This is a genomic window from Pseudomonas sp. KT_2_4 (assembly GCF_041410225.1).
Classification (GTDB): domain Bacteria; phylum Pseudomonadota; class Gammaproteobacteria; order Pseudomonadales; family Pseudomonadaceae; genus Aquipseudomonas; species Aquipseudomonas paracarnis.
On record NZ_CP166962.1, the window covers coordinates 3,630,592 to 3,653,371 of the forward strand.

The following is a 22,780-nucleotide window of genomic DNA, read 5'->3' on the forward strand; positions in this document are numbered from 1 at the left end:
AATGTAGGAGCGAGCTTATGTGGGAGCTGGCTTGCCTGCGATACAGACGCCTCGGTGTGTCAGCCACACCTCAGTGATGCTATCGCAGGCAAGCCAGTTCCCACACAGGCTCGCTCCTACAGGGGATCAGCAGTGTTGCTTAGAGCTTGATCCAGGTCGCCTTCAGCTCGGTGTACTTGTCGAATGCATGCAGCGACTTGTCGCGGCCATTACCCGACTGCTTGAAACCACCGAACGGTGCGGTCATGTCGCCGCCGTCGTACTGGTTAACCCACACGCTGCCGGCGCGCAGAGCCTTGGCCGTCAGGTGTGCCTTGGAGATATCCGCCGTCCACACCGCCGCAGCCAGGCCGTATTGGGTGTCGTTGGCGATGGCGATGGCTTCTTCGGCGCTGTCGAAAGTGATCACCGACAGGACCGGGCCAAAGATCTCTTCCTGGGCGATCTTCATGGCATTGGTCACGCCGTCGAAAATCGTCGGCTCGACGTAGGTGCCGCCGGACTCTTCCAGGGTGCGCTTGCCACCCGCGACCAGCTTGGCGCCGTCGGCGTGGCCGGCTTCAATGTACGAAAGCACGGTGTTCATCTGCTGCGTATCCACCAACGCACCCACAGTGGTGGCTGGGTCCAGTGGATTGCCGGGTTTCCAGCCCTTGAGGGCCTCGATCACCAGCGGCAGGAAGGTGTCTTTGATCGAACGCTCGACCAGCAGGCGCGAGCCGGCAGTGCAGACTTCGCCCTGGTTGAAGGCAATGGCGCTGGCGGCGGATTCGGCCGCCGCTTGCAGGTTCGGCGCGTCGGCAAACACGATGTTCGGGCTCTTGCCACCGGCTTCCAGCCATACACGCTTCATGTTCGACTCGCCGGAGCGGATCAACAGTTGCTTGGCGATCTTGGTGGAGCCCGTGAACACCAGGGTATCGACGTCCATGTGCACCGCCAGGGCGTTACCCACGGTGTGGCCATAGCCAGGCAGCACGTTGAACACGCCTTTTGGAATACCAGCCTCAACGGCCAACGCGGCGATGCGGATGGCGGTGAGCGGGGATTTTTCGGACGGCTTCAGGATGACAGAGTTGCCGGTGGACAGCGCCGGGCCGAGTTTCCAGCACGCCATCATCAACGGGAAGTTCCACGGCACGATGGCGCCAACAACACCGACGGGCTCGCGGGTCACCAGGCCCAGTTGATCGTGGGGCGTGGCGGCGACTTCGTCGTAGATCTTGTCGATCGCCTCGCCGCTCCAGCTCAGGGCTTGCGCCGCGCCGGGGACGTCGATGTTCAGGGAATCGCTGATGGGCTTGCCCATATCCAGGGTTTCAAGCAGCGCCAGCTCTTCGGCGTTGGCCTTGAGCAGCGCGGCGAAACGGATCATGACGGACTTGCGCTTGGCCGGTGCCAGGCGCGACCACACGCCGGAATTGAAAGTGGCACGCGCATTTTCCACGGCGCGCTGGGCATCGCTGGCATCACAGCTGGCGACAGTGGCCAGCAAGCGCCCATCCACCGGGCTGATGCATTCGAAGGTGTCACCGGAAACGGCGGCGGTGTATTCGCCATTGATATAGGCGCGGCCTTCGATCTTCAGAGCCTTGGCGCGTTGTTCCCAGTCGGCACGGGTCAGGGTGGTCATACGAGTGTCCTCCTCTTATTGAATACAAGGGCCTGGGAGGTTTATCCCGGCGCCATCACGAATGCTTGCCCGACCAGCCTGCTGTTCGGCTCAAGGCAGCTGCCACCCTAAACCAGCGGCTGGGGATGTTTCAATATATTTGACATAACGGCGGCAAACGCCCTTGCGATGTTCATTTTAATAAACATAGACTTTGGACTCTCCAACCGCAGGCCAGACGGGAAATGCACATGAGCATCCAGGACATCGTCGATTTCAGCCAAGCCAACACCGCCCCCGAACGCTACCGCCCTGCCGCCGAGAAAATCCTCAAGGGCGATCCCGAGCAGACACTCTACAACCACTACAACAGCCCATGCGGCCAGATGAACGCCGGCGTCTGGGAAGGTGAAGTGGGCCAGTGGAAGGTCAACTACACCGAGCATGAGTACTGCGAGATCGTGCAAGGCGTGTCGGTGTTGCGTGATGCCGAGGGGAATGCCAAGACCCTGCGGGCAGGCGATCGCTTTGTGATCCCTGCCGGTTTCAGCGGTACCTGGGAAGTGCTGGAAGCGTGCCGCAAGATCTACGTGGTGTTTGAAGAGAAAGCCTGATCATTGGTTGATCGACAACGGGACGCTAAGCGTCCGAGACGGCATTCCCACGCAGAGCGTGGGAACGATCAGCAGAGCGTGGGAACGATCAGGCAAAAAAAAGCCCGCATCGTGAGATACGGGCTTTTTTTCACAAGGAGGAAAATCAATTACTTGATTTTGCCTTCTTTGTAGATCACGTGCTTGCGAACGCGCGGGTCGAACATTTTCTTTTCGAGCTTGTCCGGGGTAGTACGCTTGTTCTTGTCGGTAGTGTAGAAGTGACCAGTACCGGCGCTAGAGATCATTCGAATCAATTCACGCATGATAGAGCTCCTTAGATCTTGCCAGCGGCGCGGATTTCGGCCAGCACGACAGTGATGCCACGCTTGTCGATAATACGCATGCCTTTAGCAGATACGCGCAGACGCACGAAACGTTTCTCTTCTTCAACCCAGAAGCGGTGATGCTGCAGGTTCGGCAGGAAACGACGACGGGTTTTGTTATTTGCGTGGGAAATGTTATTCCCAGTCACCGGACCCTTACCGGTAACTTGACAGACTCTCGACATGCCTCAGCCCTCTAAAACCACATGCCCAACCCGGCATGGGTTGGCCGCTTAATCTCTCAGTCATTTGGCGCCAGGCGCCGCGTTTCTTTAGGGTCTTACCGGCTACACCTACAGTGAAGGAACCGGGCCCCTAGAAAAGAGCGCTGCTTTATACCAGAAAGACCCCAGTGCAACAACAACCTGTGTACTTTTAGCAGCGTAAATCTTGGCCACAAGTGCCTGAACCGCTGCCAGGAGGGGCCGCTGTAACAGCCGACCGCTCGTCGCACAGAATGATTTACAACGCCTGCGGTCACAGGGAAGTGCACGGCGAAACACGCTGAGGCGCCATCAAAACAGCATTTTGGCCAAAAGCACAGGCAAAAATGGGCTAGTCATTTATCAATCAGACCTCTACGGTAGGCTTTTTCCAGACTGCACTCGCAGATGGGCCTTCGATCTGCACAGGAAACCGAATATGCGCCTCGCTGCCCTACCGCTATTGCTTGCCCCTCTCTTTATTGCGCCGATGGCCGTTGCGGCCACCAACTTGAGCGTATGCACCGAGGCCAGCCCCGAAGGCTTCGATGTGGTGCAGTACAACTCACTGACCACCACCAACGCCTCGGCCGACGTGCTGATGAACCGTTTAGTGGAATTCGACGCGGCCAGTGGCAAGTTGGTACCGAGCCTTGCAGACAGCTGGGAAGTGTCGCCCGATGGGCTGACGTACACCTTCAAACTGCACCCCGATGTGAAATTCCATCGCACCAGTTATTTCAGCCCAAGCCGCACCTTGACCGCCGAAGACGTGCGCTTCAGCTTCGAGCGCATGCTCGACCCGGCCAACCCGTGGCACAAGATCGCCCAGAGCGGCTTTCCTCACGCCCAATCCCTGCAATTGCCCACACTGGTCAAGAAAATCGACGCCCTTGACCCACTGACCGTGCGCTTCACCCTCGACCATGCCGACTCCACCTTCTTACCAGCACTGAGCATGGGCTTTGCCTCGATCTATCCGGCTGAATATGCCGATAAATTGCTCAAGGCCGGCACACCCGAGAAGCTCAACAGCCAGCCAATCGGCACCGGCCCGTTTGTGTTCGTGCGTTTCCAGAAAGATGCCGTGGTGCGTTACAAGGCCAACCCGGACTACTTCGCCGGCAAACCGGCGGTGGATAACCTGATTTTCGCCATCACCCCGGACGCCAACGTACGCCTGCAGAAGCTGCACCGCGATGAATGCCAGATCGCCCTGTCACCCAAGCCCCTGGATGTGGGCGAGGCCGAAAAAGACTCGGCGCTGAAGGTGGAAAAAACCGCCGCCTTCATGACCGCGTTCGTCGCCATCAACAGCCAGCACCCACCGCTGGACAAGCCCGAAGTGCGCCAGGCGATCAACCTGGCCTTTGATAAGGGCAGCTACCTCAAGGCCGTGTTCGAAGGCACCGCCGAAGCAGCCAACGGTGTCTACCCGCCGAACACCTGGAGCTATGCCAAGGAGTTGCCAGGCTACCCGCAGGACCTCGCCAAAGCCAAGGCGCTGCTGGGCCGCGCCGGGCTCAAGGACGGCTTCAAGACCACAATATGGACCCGCCCTACGGGCAGCCTGCTGAACCCCAACCCAAACCTCGGCGCCCAACTGTTGCAGGCCGACCTGGCCAAGGTTGGCATCCAGGCCGAGATTCGCGTGATCGAATGGGGCGAGTTGATCCGCCGCGCCAAGGCCGGCGAGCACGACTTGCTGTTCATGGGCTGGGCCGGCGACAACGGCGACCCGGATAACTTCCTGACGCCGCAGTTCTCATGCGCAGCGGTGAAGTCCGGCACCAACTTTGCCCGCTATTGCGACCCCACCCTGGATAAGTTGATCAGCGCGGGCAAAACCACCAGTGAGCAAGGTGTGCGCAGCAAGCTGTATCAGCAGGCCCAGGCGCAGATCCAGCAACAGGCGCTGTGGCTGCCACTGGCGCATCCGACGGCGTTTGCCTTGACCCGCAAGAACATCCAGGGGTACCAGGTAAGCCCGTTCGGGCGCCAGGACTATTCGAAAGTCAGCCTCAAGCCCTAAGGCACACTCCCACCTGTAGGAGCGAACTTGCTCGCTCCTACAGAGGCAGGGCCGTTACAGCCAACCGTATTCAGCCATCGACAGCGGGTCGCCATCGCCCACGATGATATGGTCCAGCACCCGCACATCCACCACGTCCAGCGCCTTCTGCAGCAGCTTGGTCAATTTTCGATCAGCCGCGCTGGGCTCCGCGCTCCCCGACGGGTGGTTGTGGCACAGGATCAACGCCGCCGCGTTGTACGCCAAGGCGCGCTTGACCACTTGTCGCGGATAGACAATCGCAGCGTCGATGGTGCCCTGGGAAATGACCTCGAACCCCAGCACCCGATGCTTTGAGTCCAGAAACAGGCAGCCGAATATCTCATGGGGCTCATGGCGCAGCAGCGCCTTGAGGTACTCGCGCACGGCCAACGGGCTCTCCAGCACCGAGTCAGCCCGCAAGCGCTCAGCCAAGTGGCGCCGGGACATTTCCAGCACCGCCTGCAGTTGGGCGAACTTCGCCGGGCCCAGCCCCAGATGCTGGCTGAACAACGTCTGGCTGGCCTCCAGTAACGGGCGCAGGCCACCGAATTGCGCCAACAGATGGCGCGCCAGATCCACCGCACTTCGGCCGGCAACCCCCGTACGCAGGAAAATCGCCAACAGCTCGGCATCGGACAGGCTCGCTGCGCCGCCTTCCAATAATTTCTCCCGCGGACGCTCCGCCACGGGCCAATCACGAATACTCATCCCACCTCCCTGTATCTGCTCCGCTGTTGCCCGGCGGGCGCTGTGTTATCGTAGGACCCTCTTTTTTGCCGGCGATTTCACCTGGGGAGGGGTCATCGCAGGCGTCACTGAACTGGCATCACTGAACTGGAAAGGCAAACCAATGCAGCGTCTGTATCGGAAACGCATCGTTCTCGGCGTCGGCGGCGGCATTGCCGCCTACAAGAGCGCAGAGTTGGTTCGCAGGCTCCTGGACCAGGGCGCCGAAGTGCGCGTGGTCATGACCCGTGGTGGCAGTGAGTTCATCACCCCGCTGACCATGCAAGCCCTGTCCGGTCACCCGGTTCACCTCGACCTGCTGGACCCGGCAGCAGAAGCCGCCATGGGCCATATCGAACTGGCCAAATGGGCCGACCTGGTGCTGATCGCCCCGGCCACTGCCGACCTGATCGCCCGCCTGGCCCAGGGCATTGCCGATGACCTGCTCACCACCCTGGTATTGGCCACCGACGCCACCGTCGCTATCGCTCCGGCCATGAACCAGGCCATGTGGCGCGACCCGGCCACCCAAGCCAATACCCAACTCCTGCAAACCCGCGGCCTCAAGGTGTTCGGCCCGGCGTCCGGCAGCCAGGCCTGCGGCGACGTCGGCCTGGGCCGCATGCTCGAAGCCACGGACCTCGCACAATGCGCCGCCGAGTGCTTCCAGCACCTGGCCCTGACCGGCAAGCACGTGCTGATCACCGCTGGCCCAACCCAGGAAAACATCGACCCGGTCCGCTACATCACCAACCATAGCTCAGGAAAAATGGGCTTCGCGTTGGCAGAAGCCGCGGTCGAGGCAGGCGCACGGGTCACACTGATCACAGGTCCCGTGCATCTGCCGACCCCTGATCGCGTCACGCGGATCGACGTAGTCAGCGCCCGGGACATGTTGGCGGCCTGCGAAGCCGCCATTCCCTGCGACCTGTTTATCGCCTCGGCAGCGGTTGCGGATTACCGCCCGGAGGTCGTGGCCCCGCAGAAGCTCAAGAAAGACCCTACGAGCGGCGACGGCCTGCTCCTGCAAATGGTGCGTAACCCGGACATCCTGGCCACCATCGCAACCCGTCCAGACCGTCCGTTCAGCGTCGGTTTCGCTGCCGAGACCGAGCACCTGCTGGACTACGCCGCACGCAAACTGAAAGACAAAAACCTCGACCTGATCGTTGCCAATGATGTCGCCAACCCGAGCATCGGCTTCAACAGCGAGGAAAATGCGTGCAGCGTGATCGACCGCGAACTGCACGCCACCCTTTTCGCCCAGACCAGCAAGGGCAAGATTGCCCGCCAACTGATCTCTTTTATCGCCCAACGGCTGAACCAGGTTTAATGTCCATGCACGCTTTGCAAGCCAAGATTCTCGACCCACGCCTCGGCAACGAATTCCCTCTGCCGGCGTACGCCACGCCGGGTTCCGCCGGCCTGGACCTGCGCGCCATGCTCAAAGAGGACACCGTCCTTGAGCCGGGCCAAACCATCCTGATTCCCACTGGCCTGTCGATCTATGTCGGCGATCCTGGCTTGGCGGCGCTGATCCTGCCGCGCTCCGGCCTGGGTCACAAACATGGCATCGTGCTCGGCAACTTGGTCGGCCTGATCGACTCCGACTACCAGGGCGAGTTGATGGTGTCGTGCTGGAACCGTGGCCAGACTGCTTTCAACATCGCCGTCGGCGAGCGCATCGCCCAACTGGTATTGGTGCCGGTGGTGCAGGCGCATTTTGAATTGGTGCAGGAATTCGACGAAACCCAACGCGGCGCAGGCGGTTTTGGGCACTCCGGCAGTCACTGACTAAGCTGAACGTGGCCGGATGCAATCGTCCGGCCACGCGCCACCGCCCGGCTTTTCAGGATGAAGAATGCGCGGAAATAATCATCGAGATTTCTCTAATGAAATCAAAGGACTACGTAAAAATAATGCTAGCGCCGAAGCGCCGATGGCATTTTTACACCACGAACTCTCTGCCGAAAACGCCGTCATACCCTTCAGTTTGAGCCTGCCGGCCAGCCACATCAGGCCCGCCTTGCCCCCTTTCAGATGGAGTTTCCCCCGCGATGAGTACCGCAGCCCGCGTAGCCCCGACCTTTCCCGACAGCATTTTTCGCGCCTATGACATCCGTGGTGTGGTCCCCAAGACCCTGACCGCCGAAACCGCCTACTGGATCGGCCGCGCCATCGGCTCCCAGAGTCTGGCCCAAGGCGAACCCAACGTTTCGGTAGGCCGTGACGGCCGCTTGTCTGGCCCGGAGCTGGTCGAGCAACTGATCCAGGGCCTGGCTGACAGCGGCTGCCACGTCAGCGACGTCGGTCTGGTGCCAACCCCCGCGCTGTACTACGCCGCCAACGTACTGGCGGGCAAATCCGGGGTCATGCTTACCGGCAGCCACAACCCGTCGGACTACAACGGCTTCAAGATCGTCATCGCTGGCGACACCCTGGCCAATGAGCAGATCCAGGCCCTGCACACCCGCCTGAAGACCAACGACCTGACCCGCGGCACAGGGACCATCACCAAGGTTGACATCCTGCAACGCTACTCCGATGAAATCACCCGTGACGTCAAGCTCGCCCGCCGCTTGAAAGTCGTGGTGGACTGCGGCAACGGCGCAGCGGGTGTGATTGCCCCGCAATTGCTCGAAGCCCTGAACTGCGAAGTGATCCCACTGTTCTGCGAAGTGGACGGCAACTTCCCCAACCATCACCCAGACCCGGGCAAACCGGAAAACCTGGTGGACCTGATTGCCAAGGTCAAGGAAACAGGCGCCGACGTCGGCCTGGCCTTCGATGGCGACGGCGACCGTGTGGGCGTGGTGACCGAAACCGGCGAGATCGTGTTCCCGGACCGCCTGTTGATGCTGTTTGCTCGAGACGTGGTTGCGCGCAATGCCAACGCCGAGATCATCTTCGATGTGAAATGCACGCGTCGCCTGACGCCATTGATCAAGGAATACGGTGGTCGCCCGCTAATGTGGAAGACCGGTCACTCGTTGATCAAAAAGAAAATGAAGGAAACCGGCGCGCTGTTGGCCGGTGAAATGAGCGGTCACGTGTTCTTCAAAGAACGTTGGTTCGGGTTTGACGATGGTATCTACAGTGCCGCTCGCCTGCTGGAGATCCTCAGCAAGGAGAAATCCACGGCCGAAGAGCTGTTTCAGACCTTCCCGAATGATATTTCTACGCCAGAGATCAATATCCATGTGACCGAGGAGAGCAAATTCAGCATCATTGACGCATTGCACGATGCGCAATGGGGTGAAGGCGCCAACCTGACCACCATTGATGGTGTGCGAGTCGATTACGCCAAAGGCTGGGGCCTGGTTCGCGCGTCCAACACCACACCGGTGCTGGTCCTGCGTTTCGAGGCGGATACCGAGGCTGAGTTGCAGCGCATCAAGGACGTGTTCCACGCCCAGTTGAAACGTGTTGCCCCTGATCTCCAATTACCGTTCTGATTTTTTGCCCGGAGCCCTGAATGACCCTCGAACGCGAAGCCGCTGCCAACACCGCCAAGGTCCTGTCCGAAGCGTTGCCTTATATTCGACGCTACGTCGGCAAGACGCTGGTGATCAAGTACGGCGGCAATGCCATGGAAAGCGATGAGCTGAAAACCGGCTTTGCGCGCGACATCGTGCTGATGAAGGCCGTAGGGATCAACCCCGTGGTCGTCCACGGCGGCGGCCCGCAAATCGGCGACCTGCTCAAGCGGTTGTCCATCGAGAGTCACTTCATCGATGGCATGCGCGTCACTGACGCGCAAACCATGGACGTGGTGGAAATGGTCCTCGGCGGCCAGGTCAACAAAGACATCGTCAACCTGATCAACCGCCACGGCGGCAGCGCCATCGGCCTGACCGGCAAGGATGCGGAACTGATCCGCGCCAAGAAACTGACCGTGACCCGCAAGACGCCGGAGATGACCCAGCCGGAAATCATCGACATCGGCCAGGTGGGCGAAGTCATCGGCATCAACACCGATTTGCTCAACCTGCTGGTCAAGGGCGACTTCATCCCGGTAATTGCGCCGATCGGCGTGGGTGCTAATGGCGAGTCCTATAACATCAACGCCGATCTGGTAGCCGGTAAGGTGGCGGAAGCACTGAAGGCTGAAAAGCTGATGCTGCTGACCAACATCGCCGGCTTGATGGACAAGGAAGGCAAGGTACTGACCGGCTTGACTACCCAGCAGGTAGACGACCTGATCGCCGACGGCACCATCTACGGCGGCATGTTGCCGAAGATCCGTTGCGCACTGGAAGCGGTGCAGGGCGGCGTCGGCAGCTCGCTGATCCTGGATGGCCGCGTGCCAAATGCAATCCTGCTGGAAATCTTCACCGATACTGGTGTGGGCACGCTGATCAGTAACCGCAAGCGTCCTTAACCGCTGCAAAGCAAAAAGCCCCGCTCAATCGAATTGAGCGGGGCTTTTTGTTTGTACACAGTTCAAATGTGGGCGCTGGCTTGCCTGCGATGACGGCAGTACATTCTAAAATGCACCGCCTGACACACCGCTATCGCGGGCAAGCCCGCTCCCACAGGATTCAGTGTCAGACGCCGAACTGCTCGCGGTAGGCACGCACCGCCGGCAAATGCTGCTTGAGCTGCGGGTCATCTTCCAGGAACTGCAACACCTGGTTCAACGACACGATGCTCACCACCGGAATGCCGAAGTCACGCTCCACTTCCTGGATCGCCGACAACTCACCGTTGCCGCGTTCCTGACGGTTCAAGGCGATCAGTACACCGGCAGCCTTGGCGCCGTCCTGGGAAGCGATGATCTGCATCACTTCACGGATAGCAGTACCCGCGGTGATCACGTCATCGATGATCAGCACCTCGCCGGTCAATGGCGCGCCGACCAGGCTGCCACCTTCACCATGGGCCTTGGCTTCCTTACGGTTGAAACACCACGGCAAGTCCTGCCCGTGATGCTCCGCCAGCGCTACCGCCGTCGCCGCTGCCAGGGGAATACCCTTGTAGGCCGGGCCAAAGAGTACGTCGAAGGAAATACCGCTCTCAACGATGGCTGCCGCATAGAAACGGCCCAGCTGAGCCAGGGCCGAACCTGAGTTGAACAGGCCCGCATTGAAGAAGTACGGGCTGGTGCGCCCGGACTTGAGGGTGAACTCACCGAAGCGTAAAACGCCGCGATCGATGGCAAAACGAATGAAATCGCGCTGATACGCCTGCATGAAAAAAGCCTCAGATACCACGGATTTAGCTAATTGGGTGGACGGCGTGTATCATACACGCACGCGATTTTTGGGGCCATTTATGCGGATCATCAGTGTGAACGTTAATGGTATTCAGGCTGCAGTCGAGCGTGGTTTGCTCAGTTGGCTGCAAGCACAGAATGCCGACGTCATCTGCCTGCAGGACACCCGTGCCTCCGCCTTTGAACTGGACGACCCAGCCTTCCAACTGGATGGCTACTTCCTTTATGCCTGCGATGCCGAAGTGCCCACCCAAGGTGGCGTGGCTTTGTACTCGCGGTTGCAACCCAAGGCGGTCATCAGCGGCCTCGGCTTCGAGACAGCCGACCGCTACGGGCGTTACCTGCAAGCCGATTTCGACAAGGTCAGCATCGCGACCTTGCTGCTTCCTTCCGGGCAGAACGGCGATGAAGACTTGAACCAGAAATTCAAGCTAATGGACGATTTCGCCCGTTACTTGGATAAACAGCGACGTAAACGTCGCGAGTACATTTATTGTGGCTCGCTGTACGTGGCGCAACAGAAGCTGGATATCAAGAACTGGCGCGACAGCCAGCAATCCCCAGGCTTCCTGGCGCCGGAACGCGCCTGGATGGACGAGATTGTCGGCAACATGGGTTATGTCGATGCCCTGCGCGAAGTCAGCCGCGAAGGCGACCAGTACAGCTGGTGGCCAGATAACGAACAGGCTGAGATGCTCAACCTGGGCTGGCGTTTCGACTACCAGCTGCTGACCCCAGGCCTGCGCCGGTTCGTACGCAGTGCACGCCTGCCGCGCCAGCCGCGCTTCTCGCAGCACGCGCCGCTGATCGTGGACTACGACTGGACATTGACCATCTGAGGTCGTTTTCCAGGCACAAAAAAACCGACACTGATGTCGGTTTTTTTGTGGCCGTTCGGTTACTTGACCAGGCGCCAGGTCCACGGATAGCGATAGGCAATGCCTTTGTTGGCCTTGATACCGGCGATGATCGTCAGTATCAACGCCCCGATCACCAGCACGGTCATCAGCAAGAAGCCAACAACCACGAAGCCCAACAAGAGGCACACCAGCCAGGCGATCGCCACGGTGATCTGGAAATTCAGCGCCTCCTTGCCCTGGTCATCGATGAGCGGGTCCATGTCCTTCTTGAATTGCCACAGGATCAACGGCCCCAGCAAGCTGCCGAAGGGGAATACCAACCCCAGGAATGCCGCAAAATGACACAACATTGCCCACTGGCGTACTTCCTTGGACGGGGCCGGGACCGGCAACTGGCTGTCATTCATGGCGCTTCTCCTTGGGGCCGGCTCAGTCAGCCAGCGCGGCGTTCTGCAATTCAAAGATTTCGGTCATGCCTTTCTGGGCCAAGGCCAGCATGGCGTTCAGCTCAGCCGGCTGGAATGGCGCGCCTTCGGCAGTGCCCTGCACTTCGATGAAACCACCGGTGCTGGTCATGACCACGTTGAGGTCGGTCTCGGCGGCCGAGTCTTCCAGGTAGTCCAGGTCCAACACAGGCTCGCCCTGGTACATGCCAACCGACACAGCGGCGATCATCTGCTTGAGCGGGTCACCCGCTTTCAGGCCGCCACGCTTCTTGATCACTTTCAGTGCGTCGACCAGGGCCACCATGGCGCCGGTGATGGACGCCGTGCGGGTGCCGCCATCTGCCTGGATCACGTCGCAGTCGACGTAGAGGGTCACGTCACCCAGCTTGGACATATCCAGGGCAGCACGCAGGGAACGGCCGATCAAGCGCTGGATTTCCAGGGTACGCCCGCCTTGCTTGCCACGGCTGGCTTCACGCTGGTTACGCTCGCCAGTGGCGCGCGGCAGCATGCCGTATTCAGCGGTCAACCAACCCTGGCCCTGGCCCTTGAGGAAGCGCGGCACGCCGTTTTCGACGCTGACAGTGCAGATGACCTTGGTATCGCCAAACTCGACCAGTACGGATCCCTCGGCGTGTTTGGTGTAGTTGCGGGTGATGCGGATCGAGCGGAGCTGATCGGCAGCGCGACCACTTGGACGTTTCATAGGGGATACCTGTACTGAGGACGAAAAACTGCCGAGCATTATAGAGCCGCAAGCCGGTTCGGGGCACTTCTAAAAAATCCGGTTACCAATGCCCGGGTTTGGGCGCCTACCTCCCACTGCGCTACAATCCTGCGCCTCCAGACTGTAGGAGCGAGCTTGCTCGCGAAAAACGCCAACAATTACGGGGCTTCCTGATTCAGCGCGGCGCCTTGCGTTCTTCGCGAGCAAGCTCGCTCCTACAGGTCGGCCTGGCCAATTTCTATTTATCCAACGCGAGGTACCTCCATGGTGCACAGCATGACCGCCTTCGCCCGTGTCGAAAAAGCCGGGACCCAAGGCACCCTCAGCTGGGAACTGCGCTCGGTCAACAGCCGTTACCTGGAGCCGCACCTGCGCCTGCCAGAGTCGTTCCGCGACCTCGAAGGCGCCGTGCGTGAAGCGCTGCGCCAGGGCATTTCCCGTGGCAAGCTGGAATGCACCCTGCGCTTTACCGAAGAAACCACCGGCAAGCCGCTGCAGGTCGACCGCGACCGCGCCGCCCAACTGGTGGCCGCTGCCGAAACCATCGCCGGCCTGATCAAGCAGCCGGCCGCATTGAACCCTCTGGAAGTATTGGCCTGGCCCGGCGTGCTGGTGGCCGACGCGGCTGACCCACAGGCCCTGAATGCCGAAGCCCTCGCCCTGTTCAACCAGGGCCTGAAGGAACTCAAGGCCGGCCGTGAGCGCGAAGGCACCGAACTGGCGCGCCTGATCAGCGAGCGGCTGACATCGATCGAAGCCGACGTAGTGACCCTGCGTGAACTGGTACCGCAGATGCTCGCCACCCAGCGCCAGAAGGTCCTAGACCGCTTCACCGACATGAAGGCCGACCTCGACCCGACGCGCCTGGAACAGGAAATGGTCCTGCTCGCACAGAAGAGCGACGTGGCCGAAGAACTCGACCGCCTGAGTACCCATATCCTTGAAGTGCGCCGCGTACTCAAGTCGGGCGGTGCCGCCGGTCGGCGCCTGGACTTCCTGATGCAGGAACTCAACCGCGAAGCCAATACACTGGGCTCCAAGGCGTTCGACCCGCGCAGCACCACGGCGGCGGTCAACCTCAAAGTGTTGATCGAGCAAATGCGCGAACAAGTACAGAATATTGAGTAAGGCACCCTCCATGACCCACAGCACCGGCACCCTTTACATCATTTCCGCCCCTTCGGGCGCGGGCAAGAGCAGCCTGGTCAAGGCCTTGACCGACGCCGACGAGCAGATCCGCATTTCGGTCTCCCACACCACCCGCGCCATGCGCCCGGGCGAGGTAGACGGCGTGCACTATCACTTCGTCGAGCGTACCGAGTTCGTCAAGATGATCGAACACGGTGACTTCCTCGAGCGCGCCGAAGTGTTCGGCAATCTCTATGGCACCTCGCAAAGCCACCTGCAGCAGACCCTGGACGAAGGCCACGACCTGATCCTGGAAATCGACTGGCAGGGCGCCGAACAAGTGCGCCAACTGATGCCCAAGGCTCGCTCCATCTTCATCCTGCCGCCCTCGCTCCAAGCCCTGCACCAGCGCCTGACCAACCGCGGCCAGGACAGCGACGAGATCATCGAGGGGCGCATGCGTGAGGCCGTCAGCGAAATGAGCCACTACGTCGACTACGACTACCTGATCATCAATGATGACTTTGCCCACGCACTGGACGATTTGAAGGCGATTTTCCGCGCCAACCAACTGCAGCAAAAGCGCCAACAGCAACGTTTCGGCAAATTACTCGCCGAATTGCTCGGCTGATTGGCTCTTCCCAAAACAGCTGCAAGGGCCTTACATTGGCACTTGTAGCGGTTTTGCGAAGGCCTGCCAAAAATCAGCGCTTCCCTAAACGCTGGTGATTTTTTAAACTGCTCAGTCCGCTCGCCCAACCGGGCAGCGCGCATCTTGCATTCGCTCCGAGGAATACCATGGCCCGCGTAACCGTTGAAGACTGCCTAGAACACGTGGATAACCGCTTTGAGCTGGTCATGCTCTCTACCAAGCGTGCCCGTCAACTGGCCACTGGCGGCAAAGAGCCCCTGGTCCAGTGGGAAAACGACAAGCCTACCGTTGTAGCCCTGCGTGAAATCGCTGAAGGCCTGATGAGCTACGAGTTCATCGCCAACGCCGAAATCGTTGAAGACGAACCGCTGTTTGCAGCGTTCGAAGGCGAGTCCAACGAGGACGTCTAAGCCTATGCCTGGTCGACGTAGCACGGCGCGGGGTCACAGCCATCGGCAGGAGTTCACACTTTGCCGAGCATAGACGCCCTCGCCGATCGCTTATCGGCCTACCTCGGCGCCGACCAGGTCAACCTGGTTCGCCGAGCGTATTTCTATGCCGAACAAGCCCACGACGGCCAGCGCCGCCGCAGTGGCGAGGCGTATGTCACCCATCCTCTTGCGGTGGCCAATATTCTTGCCGACATGCACATGGACCATCAGAGCCTGATGGCCGCGATGCTGCATGACGTGATCGAAGACACCGGCATTGCCAAGGAAGCGCTCAGTGCGCAATTTGGCGAAACCGTGGCCGAACTGGTCGATGGGGTCAGCAAGCTGACCCAGATGAACTTCGAGACCAAGGCCGAAGCCCAGGCGGAAAACTTCCAGAAGATGGCCATGGCCATGGCCCGAGACATTCGGGTGATCCTGGTCAAGCTGGCCGACCGGCTGCACAACATGCGCACGCTGGAAGTGCTGTCCGGCGAAAAGCGCCGACGCATCGCCAAGGAAACCCTGGAAATCTATGCGCCCATCGCCAACCGGCTGGGCATGCACGCCATTCGTATCGAATTCGAAGACCTCGGCTTTAAAGCCATGCACCCCATGCGTTCGGCGCGCATCTACCAGGCGGTCAAGCGCGCACGGGGCAATCGCAAGGAAATCGTCAACAAGATCGAAGAGTCCCTGAGCCATTGCCTGGCGATCGACGAGATCGAGGGCGAGGTCAGCGGTCGGCAAAAGCACATTTACGGCATCTACAAGAAGATGCGCGGCAAGCGCCGGGCCTTCAACGAGATCATGGACGTGTACGCGTTCCGGATCATCGTCGACAAGGTCGATACCTGCTACCGCGTGCTGGGCGCTGTACATAATTTGTACAAGCCGCTGCCGGGCCGGTTCAAGGATTACATCGCAATTCCCAAGGCCAACGGCTACCAGTCGCTGCATACCACCCTGTTTGGCATGCACGGCGTGCCGATCGAGATCCAGATCCGCACCCGCGAAATGGAAGAGATGGCCAACAACGGCATCGCCGCCCACTGGCTGTACAAGTCCAGCGGCGACGAGCAGCCCAAAGGCACCCATGCCCGTGCGCGCCAATGGGTCAAGGGCGTGCTGGAAATGCAGCAACGTGCCGGCAACTCCCTGGAATTTATCGAAAGCGTGAAGATCGACCTGTTCCCGGACGAGGTCTACGTGTTCACGCCCAAAGGCCGGATCATGGAGCTGCCCAAAGGCTCCACGGCGGTCGACTTTGCCTACGCAGTGCACACCGATGTCGGCAACAGCTGCATCGCCTGTCGCATCAACCGGCGCCTGGCCCCGCTGTCCGAACCACTGCAAAGCGGTTCCACGGTGGAGATCGTCAGCGCACCGGGCGCTCGCCCCAACCCGGCCTGGCTCAACTTTGTGGTCACCGGCAAGGCGCGTACGCATATTCGCCACGCGCTGAAATTGCAGCGCCGCTCCGAATCCATCAGCCTGGGCGAACGCCTGCTGAACAAAGTGCTCAACGGCTTCGACAGCGCCCTGGACAAGATCCCGCAAGAGCGCGTGCAAGCGATGCTCCATGAGTACCGCCAGGAAACCATCGAAGACCTGTTGGAAGATATCGGCCTGGGCAACCGCATGGCTTACGTGGTTGCGCGCCGCCTGCTGGGCGAAGGCGAACAGTTGCCGAGCCCTGAAGGCCCGCTGGCAATTCGCGGCACCGAGGGCCTGGTGCTCAGCTACGCCAAATGTTGCACGCCGATCCCGGGCGACCCGATTGTCGGCCACTTGTCCGCGGGCAAAGGCATGGTGGTGCACCTGGACAACTGCCGCAACATCACCGAAATCCGCCACAACCCGGAAAAATGCATCCAGCTCTCGTGGGCCAAGGATGTCACCGGCGAATTCAACGTCGAGCTGCGGGTTGAGCTGGAACACCAGCGCGGCCTCATCGCCCTGCTGGCCAGCAGCGTCAACGCCGCCGACGGCAATATCGAGAAAATCAGCATGGACGAACGCGATGGTCGCATCAGCGTGGTCCAACTGGTGGTCAGCGTGCACGACCGTGTGCACCTGGCCCGCGTGATCAAAAAGTTGCGCGCCTTGACCGGTGTGATCCGCATCACCCGCATGCGTGCATAACCGATCCATTACAAGGAGTCATTCATGACCAAGACAGTTATCACCAGCGATAAAGCTCCAGCCGCCATCGGCACTTATTCCCAGGCGATCAAGGCGGGCAACACCGTCTACATGTCCGGCCAGATCCCGCTGGACCCAAAGACCATGGAACTGGTTGAAGGCTTCGAAGCCCAGACCGTACAGGTCTTTGAAAACCTCAAGTCCGTGGCTGAAGCTGCCGGTGGTTCGTTCAAGGACATCGTCAAGCTGAACATCTTCCTCACCGACCTCAGCCACTTCGCCAAGGTCAACGAGATCATGGGCAAGTACTTCGAACAACCTTACCCAGCCCGCGCCGCCATCGGCGTGGCCGCCCTGCCAAAGGGTGCACAGGTTGAGATGGACGCCATTCTGGTCATCGAGTAAAACACCCGGCGCAGCCCCAAAAGGCTGCGCCGACTTCGTTTCAGAAGGATTTCGTAATGCGCAAAGCGCTTGTAGCCTCTTCGTTGCTCGCCCTGTTGCTCGGTGGCTGTGCCAGTAACCCCGCCGACCTGGATGTAAGCGGTACCTGGATCAACCAGGCCGCCATCGACGCGGCAGCCAAGGGCGGCCCTTTGCGTGAAGCCCTGCAGTCTTATGGCCCCAACCTTGAGTGGGAGGTCAACACCAAGGCCTTGCAGGCCCGCTACTACAACGGTTTTGAAGTGGCGGAAGGCAAGTTGTCGGGTGAAGAGCCCGGCGCATGGAACGTGGATTTCTATGGCAGCTCTGCCACCGAACTCAAGCGCAAAGGCAAGCAACTGCTGCAAGTGGCCAACGACAACGAGCCCGAGCAGCTGTTTGCCCGCGCCAAAGACCCGGCCCCAGAAGGCGCGCCACTGGGCGCCAACTTCGAACGCGCGCTGTACGCGGCCTATATGGGCGGCGACTGGAAGATCAGCGACGGCACCGGCAGCGGCGCCACGGTGCAGTTCCAGGCAGACGGCAAGGTCGCCGGCCTACCGGGGGTTGATCGTTATTCACTCTGTCTGGCAGGCGATTGCGCCTCCATGAGCGGCGGCTATGACAGCATCTGGCTGCAACTGAACGGCCAGGGCAACCCTTGGATCTTCGCGCGCAAGGGTGAGCAACTGGAGATCTTCCAGGCGATCAATACCGCACAGGCCGATGAAGTGCCTTCGTTTACGCCAGGCCCTCGCCAATGGTTGCTTGAAAAGTAATAAAAGCCTCACCCAAATCCAAATGTGGGAGCTGGCTTGCCTGCGATGACGGTATTACATCCAACAAAGATGTGATTGATATACCGCTATCGCAGGCAAGCCAGCTCCCACATTTTTTGCGCGCTTCAGCCTTTCAGAATCGCCGCATAGCCTTCCCGGTAAGTCGGGTATGTCGGCATCCAGCCAAGCGCCTTGATACGCGCATTACTGCATTGTTTGCTGCCAGCACGGCGCACACTTGCATCTTCAGCCCACTCGGTCACGCCCAGGTACTCGCGCAACCAGGCCACCACCTCGGCCAGTGGTGCCGGCGCATCGTCAACGCCGATGTAGACCTTGTCCAGCGAACCGCCCTTTTCCACATGCCGCAGCAAAAAGGCGAGCAGGCCCGCGGCGTCATCGGCGTGGATACGGTTGCCATACAACGGCGGGTCAATCGCTACGCGATAGCCTTGGCGAACCTGAGTGAGCAGCCATTCACGACCCGGGCCGTAAATCCCGGTCAGTCGCACGATGGTCGCTGGAATACCGCTGTTGAGCGCCACCTGTTCAGCCTCCAGCATCACCTGCCCGGAATAGCCCTTCGCTTGCGTCTCGGACGTTTCGTCGACCCACTCGCCGTTTTGCTGCCCATACACACTGCTGCTGGAGACAAACAGCAAATGCTTGGGCGTCTGGCCGTAGTCTTCCAGCCACTCCAGCACATGCAGCAACCCTTGCACGTAGGCGGCGCGATAGCCGGCTTCGTCGTGGTCAGTGGCAGCGGCGCAGTACACCAGGTAATCCACCCCGCCGATGGGCCAGGTGTCAGGGCAGTCCTTTTTGAACAGGTCGCCGGCGATGCCGATCACCCCGTCGGGCAGGCGCGAAATATCGCGGCGCAGGCCATGAACCTCCCATTCCGAGGCCAGCAATTGGCTAGCCAGCCGACTACCCACATCACCGCAACCGGCAATCACAACAGAAGGCACAGACATCACAAAACTCCATTCTCAAAGGCGCAGATTAGCCGCGCGAGTGGATCAACGGCCAGTAAAAAGCGAAATAAAGTAACAGTGCCACTTTAGTTAACAAGAATTACTTGCAATAATAACCGCCCATTTGTCCTCGACCCGAAATGGTCTGGAAGGACGATCACCCATTTTTTCTCTCAGGTCCGGCCAGCATGACACGTCATACAAACCCCGCTTCGCCAACCAAGCTTCACAGCCCCTCCCGCGCCTGGCGTGCGATTGCTGCGATGCTGTTCAGCGTATTGCTGGCACCGACCGCCGCATTCGCTGACGCCACTGCCCCCGCCGCTCCGGCAGCTGCCGAGCAAAATGCCGCTACTGCGGCAACGCCTGCCGTCGCGCCAGTGGCCACCGACCCGGCCCAGGCCGCCGGCGCCGCCGCACCTGCCGACGAAACCGGCGTGGTGCTTGAGGAAGACAACACCCTGGGCATGGCCCACGACTTGTCGCCATGGGGCATGTACCAGAATGCTGACGTGGTGGTGAAAGCCGTCATGATCGGCCTGGCCATCGCCTCGATCATCACCTGGACCATCTGGATTGCCAAAGGCTTCGAGCTGTTGGGCGCCAAGCGTCGTCTGCGTGCTGAAATCGTCCACCTGAAAAAAGCCACCACCCTCAAGGAAGCGAGCGAAACCGCGACCAAGAAGGGCACCCTGGCCAACCTGCTGGTGCACGACGCGCTGGAAGAAATGCGCCTGTCGGCCAACACTCGCGAAAAAGAAGGCATCAAGGAACGCGTCAGCTTCCGCCTGGAGCGCCTGGTTGCCGCCTGTGGCCGCAACATGAGCAGCGGCACCGGCGTACTCGCCACCATCGGTTCCACCGCGCCCTTCGTCGGCCTGTTCGGTACCGTGTGGGGCATCATGAACAGCTTCATCGGCATCGCCAAAACCCAGACCACCAACCTCGCCGTCGTTGCCCCCGGCATCGCCGAAGCCCTGCTGGCGACCGCCCTGGGCCTGGTTGCCGCGATTCCTGCGGTGGTGATCTACAACGTCTTCGCCCGTTCGATTGCCGGCTACAAGGCTCAGGTATCGGATGCATCGGCTGAAGTCCTGTTGCTGGTCAGCCGTGACCTCGATCACCTGCCTACCGAGCGCAGCTCGCAACCGCACATGGTGAAAGTGGGGTAATCGGCCATGGGCCTGCATTTGAATCAAGGCGACGACGAACTCGTCGAGAACCACGAAATCAACGTCACGCCGTTTATCGACGTGATGCTGGTGCTGCTGATCATCTTCATGGTGGCGGCACCGCTGGCGACCGTGGACATCAAAGTGGACCTGCCCGCGTCCAGCGCCAAGCCGGCGCCGCGGCCAGAGAAACCGATATTCCTCAGCGTCAAGGCGGACCAACGCCTGTTCCTGGGCGAAGAAGAGGTCAAGGCTGAAACCCTGGGGCCGGTGCTGGATGCCAAGACCCAAGGCAAGAAAGACACGACGATCTTCTTCCAGGCCGACAAAGGCGTGGACTATGGCGACCTGATGAGCGTGATGGATGCCCTGCGGGCAGCCGGCTACCTCAAGGTAGGCCTGGTCGGACTTGAGACGGCAGCCAAGAAATGATCACGACGCGCCACAAACTGACGCGTTATGGCACCAGCCTCGCCGTCGTGCTGGGCGTGCATGCCGTCGCGATCATCATCGCGCTCCAATGGTCCGCGCCGCAGGCGATCCAGCTGCCACCCGCCGCCATGGTCATCGACCTGGCGCCGCTGCCAGCGCCACCGCCGCCTCCAGCACCGCCCAAGGTCGTTGCGCCGCCGCCACCACCGGTCGAAGAGCTGCCCCTGCCGAAGCTGGCCGAGGCGCCCAAGCCAACGATCCAGGTGCCCAAGCCGGTCAAGCCCAAGCCTAAGCCACAACCGCCAAAGCCGGTGGAGAAGAAGCCCGAGCCGCCCAAGGAGAAACCTTCCGAGGAGCCACCGAGCGAAACGCCGCCGAGCAACGCACCTGCGCAGAAGTCCGCCCAGCCTACACCGGGCCCGTCGGCACAGCAGCTGGCCGCCCAGGCATCCTGGCAAAGCACGTTGCTGGCGCACCTGCAGAAGTACAAGAAGTACCCGCCCGGCGCCCAACGCAGTGGCAAGGAAGGTATGAACCGCTTGCGCTTCGTGGTCGATGGCGAAGGCAATGTGCTGTCCTACGAACTGGAAGGCCGCTCCGGCAACGCCGACCTGGACCGTGCAACGCTTGAGATGATCCGCAAGGCTCAGCCGCTACCCAAGCCACCGGCAGACCTGTTGAAAAACGGCAGCGTCGAACTGGTCGCGCCGTTCGTCTACAACATCGACAAGCGTCGCCGCTGACAGAGCACTGTGGGAGGGACTGGTGCCCTCCCACATTCGCTTTATTACCTCAGCAAAATTCCGACACTCCCCACTCAATCCCCAGCAAAGTTCTGATAACGTGCGTCTATCGATTGCAGCCGGTATGCTTGGCCCGCAACCTCATGGACGCCCGCTATGACTCTCACAGAATTACGCTACATCGTGACCCTCGCCCAAGAACAGCACTTCGGCCATGCAGCCGAGCGTTGCCACGTCAGCCAGCCGACGCTGTCGGTGGGTGTGAAAAAGCTTGAAGACGAACTCGGTGTGCTGATTTTCGAGCGCAGCAAGAGCGCCGTTCGCCTCACCCCGGTGGGCGAAGGCATCGTTGCCCAGGCGCAGAAGGTCCTGGAACAGGCGCAAAGCATTCGCGAATTGGCCCAGGCCGGCAAGAACCAGCTGACCGCGCCGCTCAAGGTCGGCGCGATCTATACGGTCGGCCCCTACCTGTTCCCGCACCTGATCCCGCAACTGCATCGCGTCGCGCCGCAGATGCCGCTGTATATCGAAGAAAACTTCACCCACGTGCTGCGCGACAAACTGCGCAACGGCGAGCTGGACGCGATCATCATCGCCCTGCCCTTCAACGAAGCGGACGTGCTGACCCTGCCGCTCTACGACGAGCCGTTCTATGTGCTGATGCCAGCCTCTCACCCGTGGACCAAGAAGGACACCATCGACGCCGGCCTGCTCAACGACAAGAGCCTGCTGCTGCTCGGTGAAGGCCACTGCTTCCGCGACCAGGTGCTGGAAGCCTGCCCGACCCTGACCAAGGGCAACGACGGCGCCAAGCACACCACGGTGGAATCCAGCTCCCTGGAAACCATTCGCCATATGGTCGCTTCCGGCCTGGGCATTTCGATCCTGCCGCTGTCTGCGGTAGACAGCCATCACTACGCCCAGGGCGTGATCGAAGTTCGCCCACTCACGCCGCCGGTGCCGTTCCGTACCGTGGCGATTGCCTGGCGCGCCAGCTTTCCGCGCCCCAAAGCGATTGAGATCCTCGCGGACTCGATCCGTCTGTGTTCGGTGGCCAAGCCGCCCGTTGCGAGCTAA

At 60.5% G+C, this 22,780-nt stretch carries 24 protein-coding genes and 1 pseudogene; 17 read left to right on the forward strand and 8 right to left on the reverse strand.

Going from position 1 to position 22,780, the window contains the following annotated elements; translation table 11 throughout:
- Positions 1–139 precede the first annotated feature (139 nt).
- Complete coding sequence (locus AB9N64_RS16895; protein ID WP_003195472.1) at positions 140–1,633, reverse strand: aldehyde dehydrogenase; 1,494 nt, start codon at positions 1,631–1,633, stop codon at positions 140–142.
- A 230-nt stretch (positions 1,634–1,863) separates the two neighbouring features.
- On the opposite strand from AB9N64_RS16895, the gene AB9N64_RS16900 reads away from it, so the two are divergent.
- Complete coding sequence (locus AB9N64_RS16900) at positions 1,864–2,226, forward strand: cupin domain-containing protein (RefSeq protein WP_014720478.1); 363 nt, start codon at positions 1,864–1,866, stop codon at positions 2,224–2,226.
- A gap of 149 nt (positions 2,227–2,375) precedes the next feature.
- Here AB9N64_RS16900 and rpmG read toward each other — a convergent pair whose 3' ends face one another.
- Both rpmG and rpmB read right to left on the reverse strand, forming a co-directional pair.
- A complete protein-coding gene (rpmG, locus tag AB9N64_RS16905) occupies positions 2,376–2,531 on the reverse strand; it encodes a 50S ribosomal protein L33 (protein ID WP_003176906.1) in 156 nt (51 codons plus the stop codon).
- An 11-nt stretch (positions 2,532–2,542) separates the two neighbouring features.
- Positions 2,543–2,776 carry a 50S ribosomal protein L28 gene (gene rpmB, locus AB9N64_RS16910; protein ID WP_003176907.1) on the reverse strand — a complete coding sequence of 78 codons (234 nt, stop codon included), beginning with the start codon at positions 2,774–2,776 and terminating at the stop codon, positions 2,543–2,545.
- 457 nt (positions 2,777–3,233) lie between these two features.
- Between rpmB and AB9N64_RS16915 the strand changes: the two genes are divergently transcribed.
- Positions 3,234–4,826, forward strand: a complete 1,593-nt coding sequence (locus tag AB9N64_RS16915) for an ABC transporter substrate-binding protein (protein WP_014720479.1) — start codon at positions 3,234–3,236, stop codon at positions 4,824–4,826.
- 54 nt (positions 4,827–4,880) lie between these two features.
- On the opposite strand, the gene radC is transcribed toward AB9N64_RS16915, so the two are convergent.
- A complete protein-coding gene (gene radC, locus AB9N64_RS16920; RefSeq protein WP_014720480.1) occupies positions 4,881–5,555 on the reverse strand; it encodes a DNA repair protein RadC in 675 nt (224 codons plus the stop codon).
- Positions 5,556–5,697: 142 nt separating this feature from the next.
- Here radC and coaBC point away from each other — a divergent pair, with 142 nt between their 5' ends.
- The 4 genes and pseudogenes from coaBC (at position 5,698) to argB (ending at position 9,954) form a co-directional block, all read left to right on the forward strand.
- A complete protein-coding gene (gene coaBC, locus AB9N64_RS16925; RefSeq protein ID WP_003195481.1) occupies positions 5,698–6,906 on the forward strand; it encodes a bifunctional phosphopantothenoylcysteine decarboxylase/phosphopantothenate--cysteine ligase CoaBC in 1,209 nt (402 codons plus the stop codon).
- A gap of 5 nt (positions 6,907–6,911) precedes the next feature.
- A complete protein-coding gene (gene dut / locus AB9N64_RS16930) occupies positions 6,912–7,367 on the forward strand; it encodes a dUTP diphosphatase (RefSeq protein WP_014720481.1) in 456 nt (151 codons plus the stop codon).
- A 254-nt stretch (positions 7,368–7,621) separates the two neighbouring features.
- A pseudogene (locus tag AB9N64_RS16935) lies at positions 7,622–9,028 on the forward strand (phosphomannomutase/phosphoglucomutase); the annotation flags it as partial.
- A gap of 20 nt (positions 9,029–9,048) precedes the next feature.
- On the forward strand, positions 9,049–9,954 hold the full coding sequence (gene argB, locus AB9N64_RS16940) for an acetylglutamate kinase (RefSeq protein WP_003213275.1): 906 nt from the start codon (positions 9,049–9,051) through the stop codon (positions 9,952–9,954).
- A gap of 166 nt (positions 9,955–10,120) precedes the next feature.
- On the opposite strand, the gene pyrE is transcribed toward argB, so the two are convergent.
- The gene (gene pyrE / locus AB9N64_RS16945; protein WP_014720483.1) at positions 10,121–10,765 is read right to left on the reverse strand and encodes an orotate phosphoribosyltransferase; all 645 of its coding nucleotides are present in this window, start codon (positions 10,763–10,765) and stop codon (positions 10,121–10,123) included.
- 82 nt (positions 10,766–10,847) lie between these two features.
- Between pyrE and AB9N64_RS16950 the strand changes: the two genes are divergently transcribed.
- Positions 10,848–11,627 carry an exodeoxyribonuclease III gene (locus AB9N64_RS16950; protein WP_003195493.1) on the forward strand — a complete coding sequence of 260 codons (780 nt, stop codon included), beginning with the start codon at positions 10,848–10,850 and terminating at the stop codon, positions 11,625–11,627.
- A 59-nt stretch (positions 11,628–11,686) separates the two neighbouring features.
- Here the strand turns inward: AB9N64_RS16950 and AB9N64_RS16955 are convergent, their stop codons facing one another.
- Together AB9N64_RS16955 and rph are read right to left on the reverse strand one after the other, a co-directional pair.
- Entirely contained in the window at positions 11,687–12,055 is a 369-nt protein-coding gene (locus tag AB9N64_RS16955; protein ID WP_003195495.1) for a DUF4870 domain-containing protein, read from the reverse strand.
- Between the two features lie 22 nt (positions 12,056–12,077).
- Complete coding sequence (gene rph / locus AB9N64_RS16960; RefSeq protein WP_003195497.1) at positions 12,078–12,800, reverse strand: ribonuclease PH; 723 nt, start codon at positions 12,798–12,800, stop codon at positions 12,078–12,080.
- Positions 12,801–13,085: 285 nt separating this feature from the next.
- Between rph and AB9N64_RS16965 the strand changes: the two genes are divergently transcribed.
- From AB9N64_RS16965 to AB9N64_RS16990, 6 genes are all read left to right on the forward strand, one after another.
- A complete protein-coding gene (locus tag AB9N64_RS16965) occupies positions 13,086–13,949 on the forward strand; it encodes a YicC/YloC family endoribonuclease (protein WP_014720484.1) in 864 nt (287 codons plus the stop codon).
- 10 nt (positions 13,950–13,959) lie between these two features.
- Entirely contained in the window at positions 13,960–14,580 is a 621-nt protein-coding gene (gmk, locus tag AB9N64_RS16970) for a guanylate kinase (RefSeq protein ID WP_003195506.1), read from the forward strand.
- Between the two features lie 167 nt (positions 14,581–14,747).
- The gene (rpoZ, locus tag AB9N64_RS16975) at positions 14,748–15,011 is read left to right on the forward strand and encodes a DNA-directed RNA polymerase subunit omega (protein WP_003195508.1); all 264 of its coding nucleotides are present in this window, start codon (positions 14,748–14,750) and stop codon (positions 15,009–15,011) included.
- A gap of 60 nt (positions 15,012–15,071) precedes the next feature.
- Positions 15,072–17,177: a bifunctional GTP diphosphokinase/guanosine-3',5'-bis pyrophosphate 3'-pyrophosphohydrolase gene (gene spoT / locus AB9N64_RS16980; RefSeq protein WP_003195510.1), complete on the forward strand. Its 2,106-nt coding sequence runs from the start codon at positions 15,072–15,074 to the stop codon at positions 17,175–17,177.
- Positions 17,178–17,201: 24 nt separating this feature from the next.
- Complete coding sequence (locus AB9N64_RS16985) at positions 17,202–17,582, forward strand: RidA family protein (RefSeq protein ID WP_003176922.1); 381 nt, start codon at positions 17,202–17,204, stop codon at positions 17,580–17,582.
- A gap of 56 nt (positions 17,583–17,638) precedes the next feature.
- A complete protein-coding gene (locus AB9N64_RS16990) occupies positions 17,639–18,379 on the forward strand; it encodes a hypothetical protein (protein ID WP_014720485.1) in 741 nt (246 codons plus the stop codon).
- A gap of 125 nt (positions 18,380–18,504) precedes the next feature.
- Here the strand turns inward: AB9N64_RS16990 and AB9N64_RS16995 are convergent, their stop codons facing one another.
- Positions 18,505–19,356 carry an SDR family oxidoreductase gene (locus AB9N64_RS16995; RefSeq protein WP_020302849.1) on the reverse strand — a complete coding sequence of 284 codons (852 nt, stop codon included), beginning with the start codon at positions 19,354–19,356 and terminating at the stop codon, positions 18,505–18,507.
- 188 nt (positions 19,357–19,544) lie between these two features.
- Here AB9N64_RS16995 and exbB point away from each other — a divergent pair, with 188 nt between their 5' ends.
- The 4 genes from exbB (at position 19,545) to AB9N64_RS17015 (ending at position 22,780) form a co-directional block, all read left to right on the forward strand.
- Positions 19,545–20,528 (forward strand): tonB-system energizer ExbB, encoded by a 984-nt coding sequence (gene exbB, locus AB9N64_RS17000; RefSeq protein ID WP_032873316.1) that lies wholly within the window; start codon positions 19,545–19,547, stop codon positions 20,526–20,528.
- A gap of 6 nt (positions 20,529–20,534) precedes the next feature.
- Positions 20,535–20,960 (forward strand): TonB system transport protein ExbD, encoded by a 426-nt coding sequence (gene exbD, locus AB9N64_RS17005; RefSeq protein WP_003195519.1) that lies wholly within the window; start codon positions 20,535–20,537, stop codon positions 20,958–20,960.
- Positions 20,957–21,703: an energy transducer TonB gene (locus AB9N64_RS17010; protein ID WP_003195521.1), complete on the forward strand. Its 747-nt coding sequence runs from the start codon at positions 20,957–20,959 to the stop codon at positions 21,701–21,703. The genes exbD and AB9N64_RS17010 overlap by 4 nt, the downstream gene beginning before the upstream one ends.
- Positions 21,704–21,859: 156 nt before the next feature.
- A complete protein-coding gene (locus AB9N64_RS17015) occupies positions 21,860–22,780 on the forward strand; it encodes a hydrogen peroxide-inducible genes activator (protein ID WP_003195523.1) in 921 nt (306 codons plus the stop codon).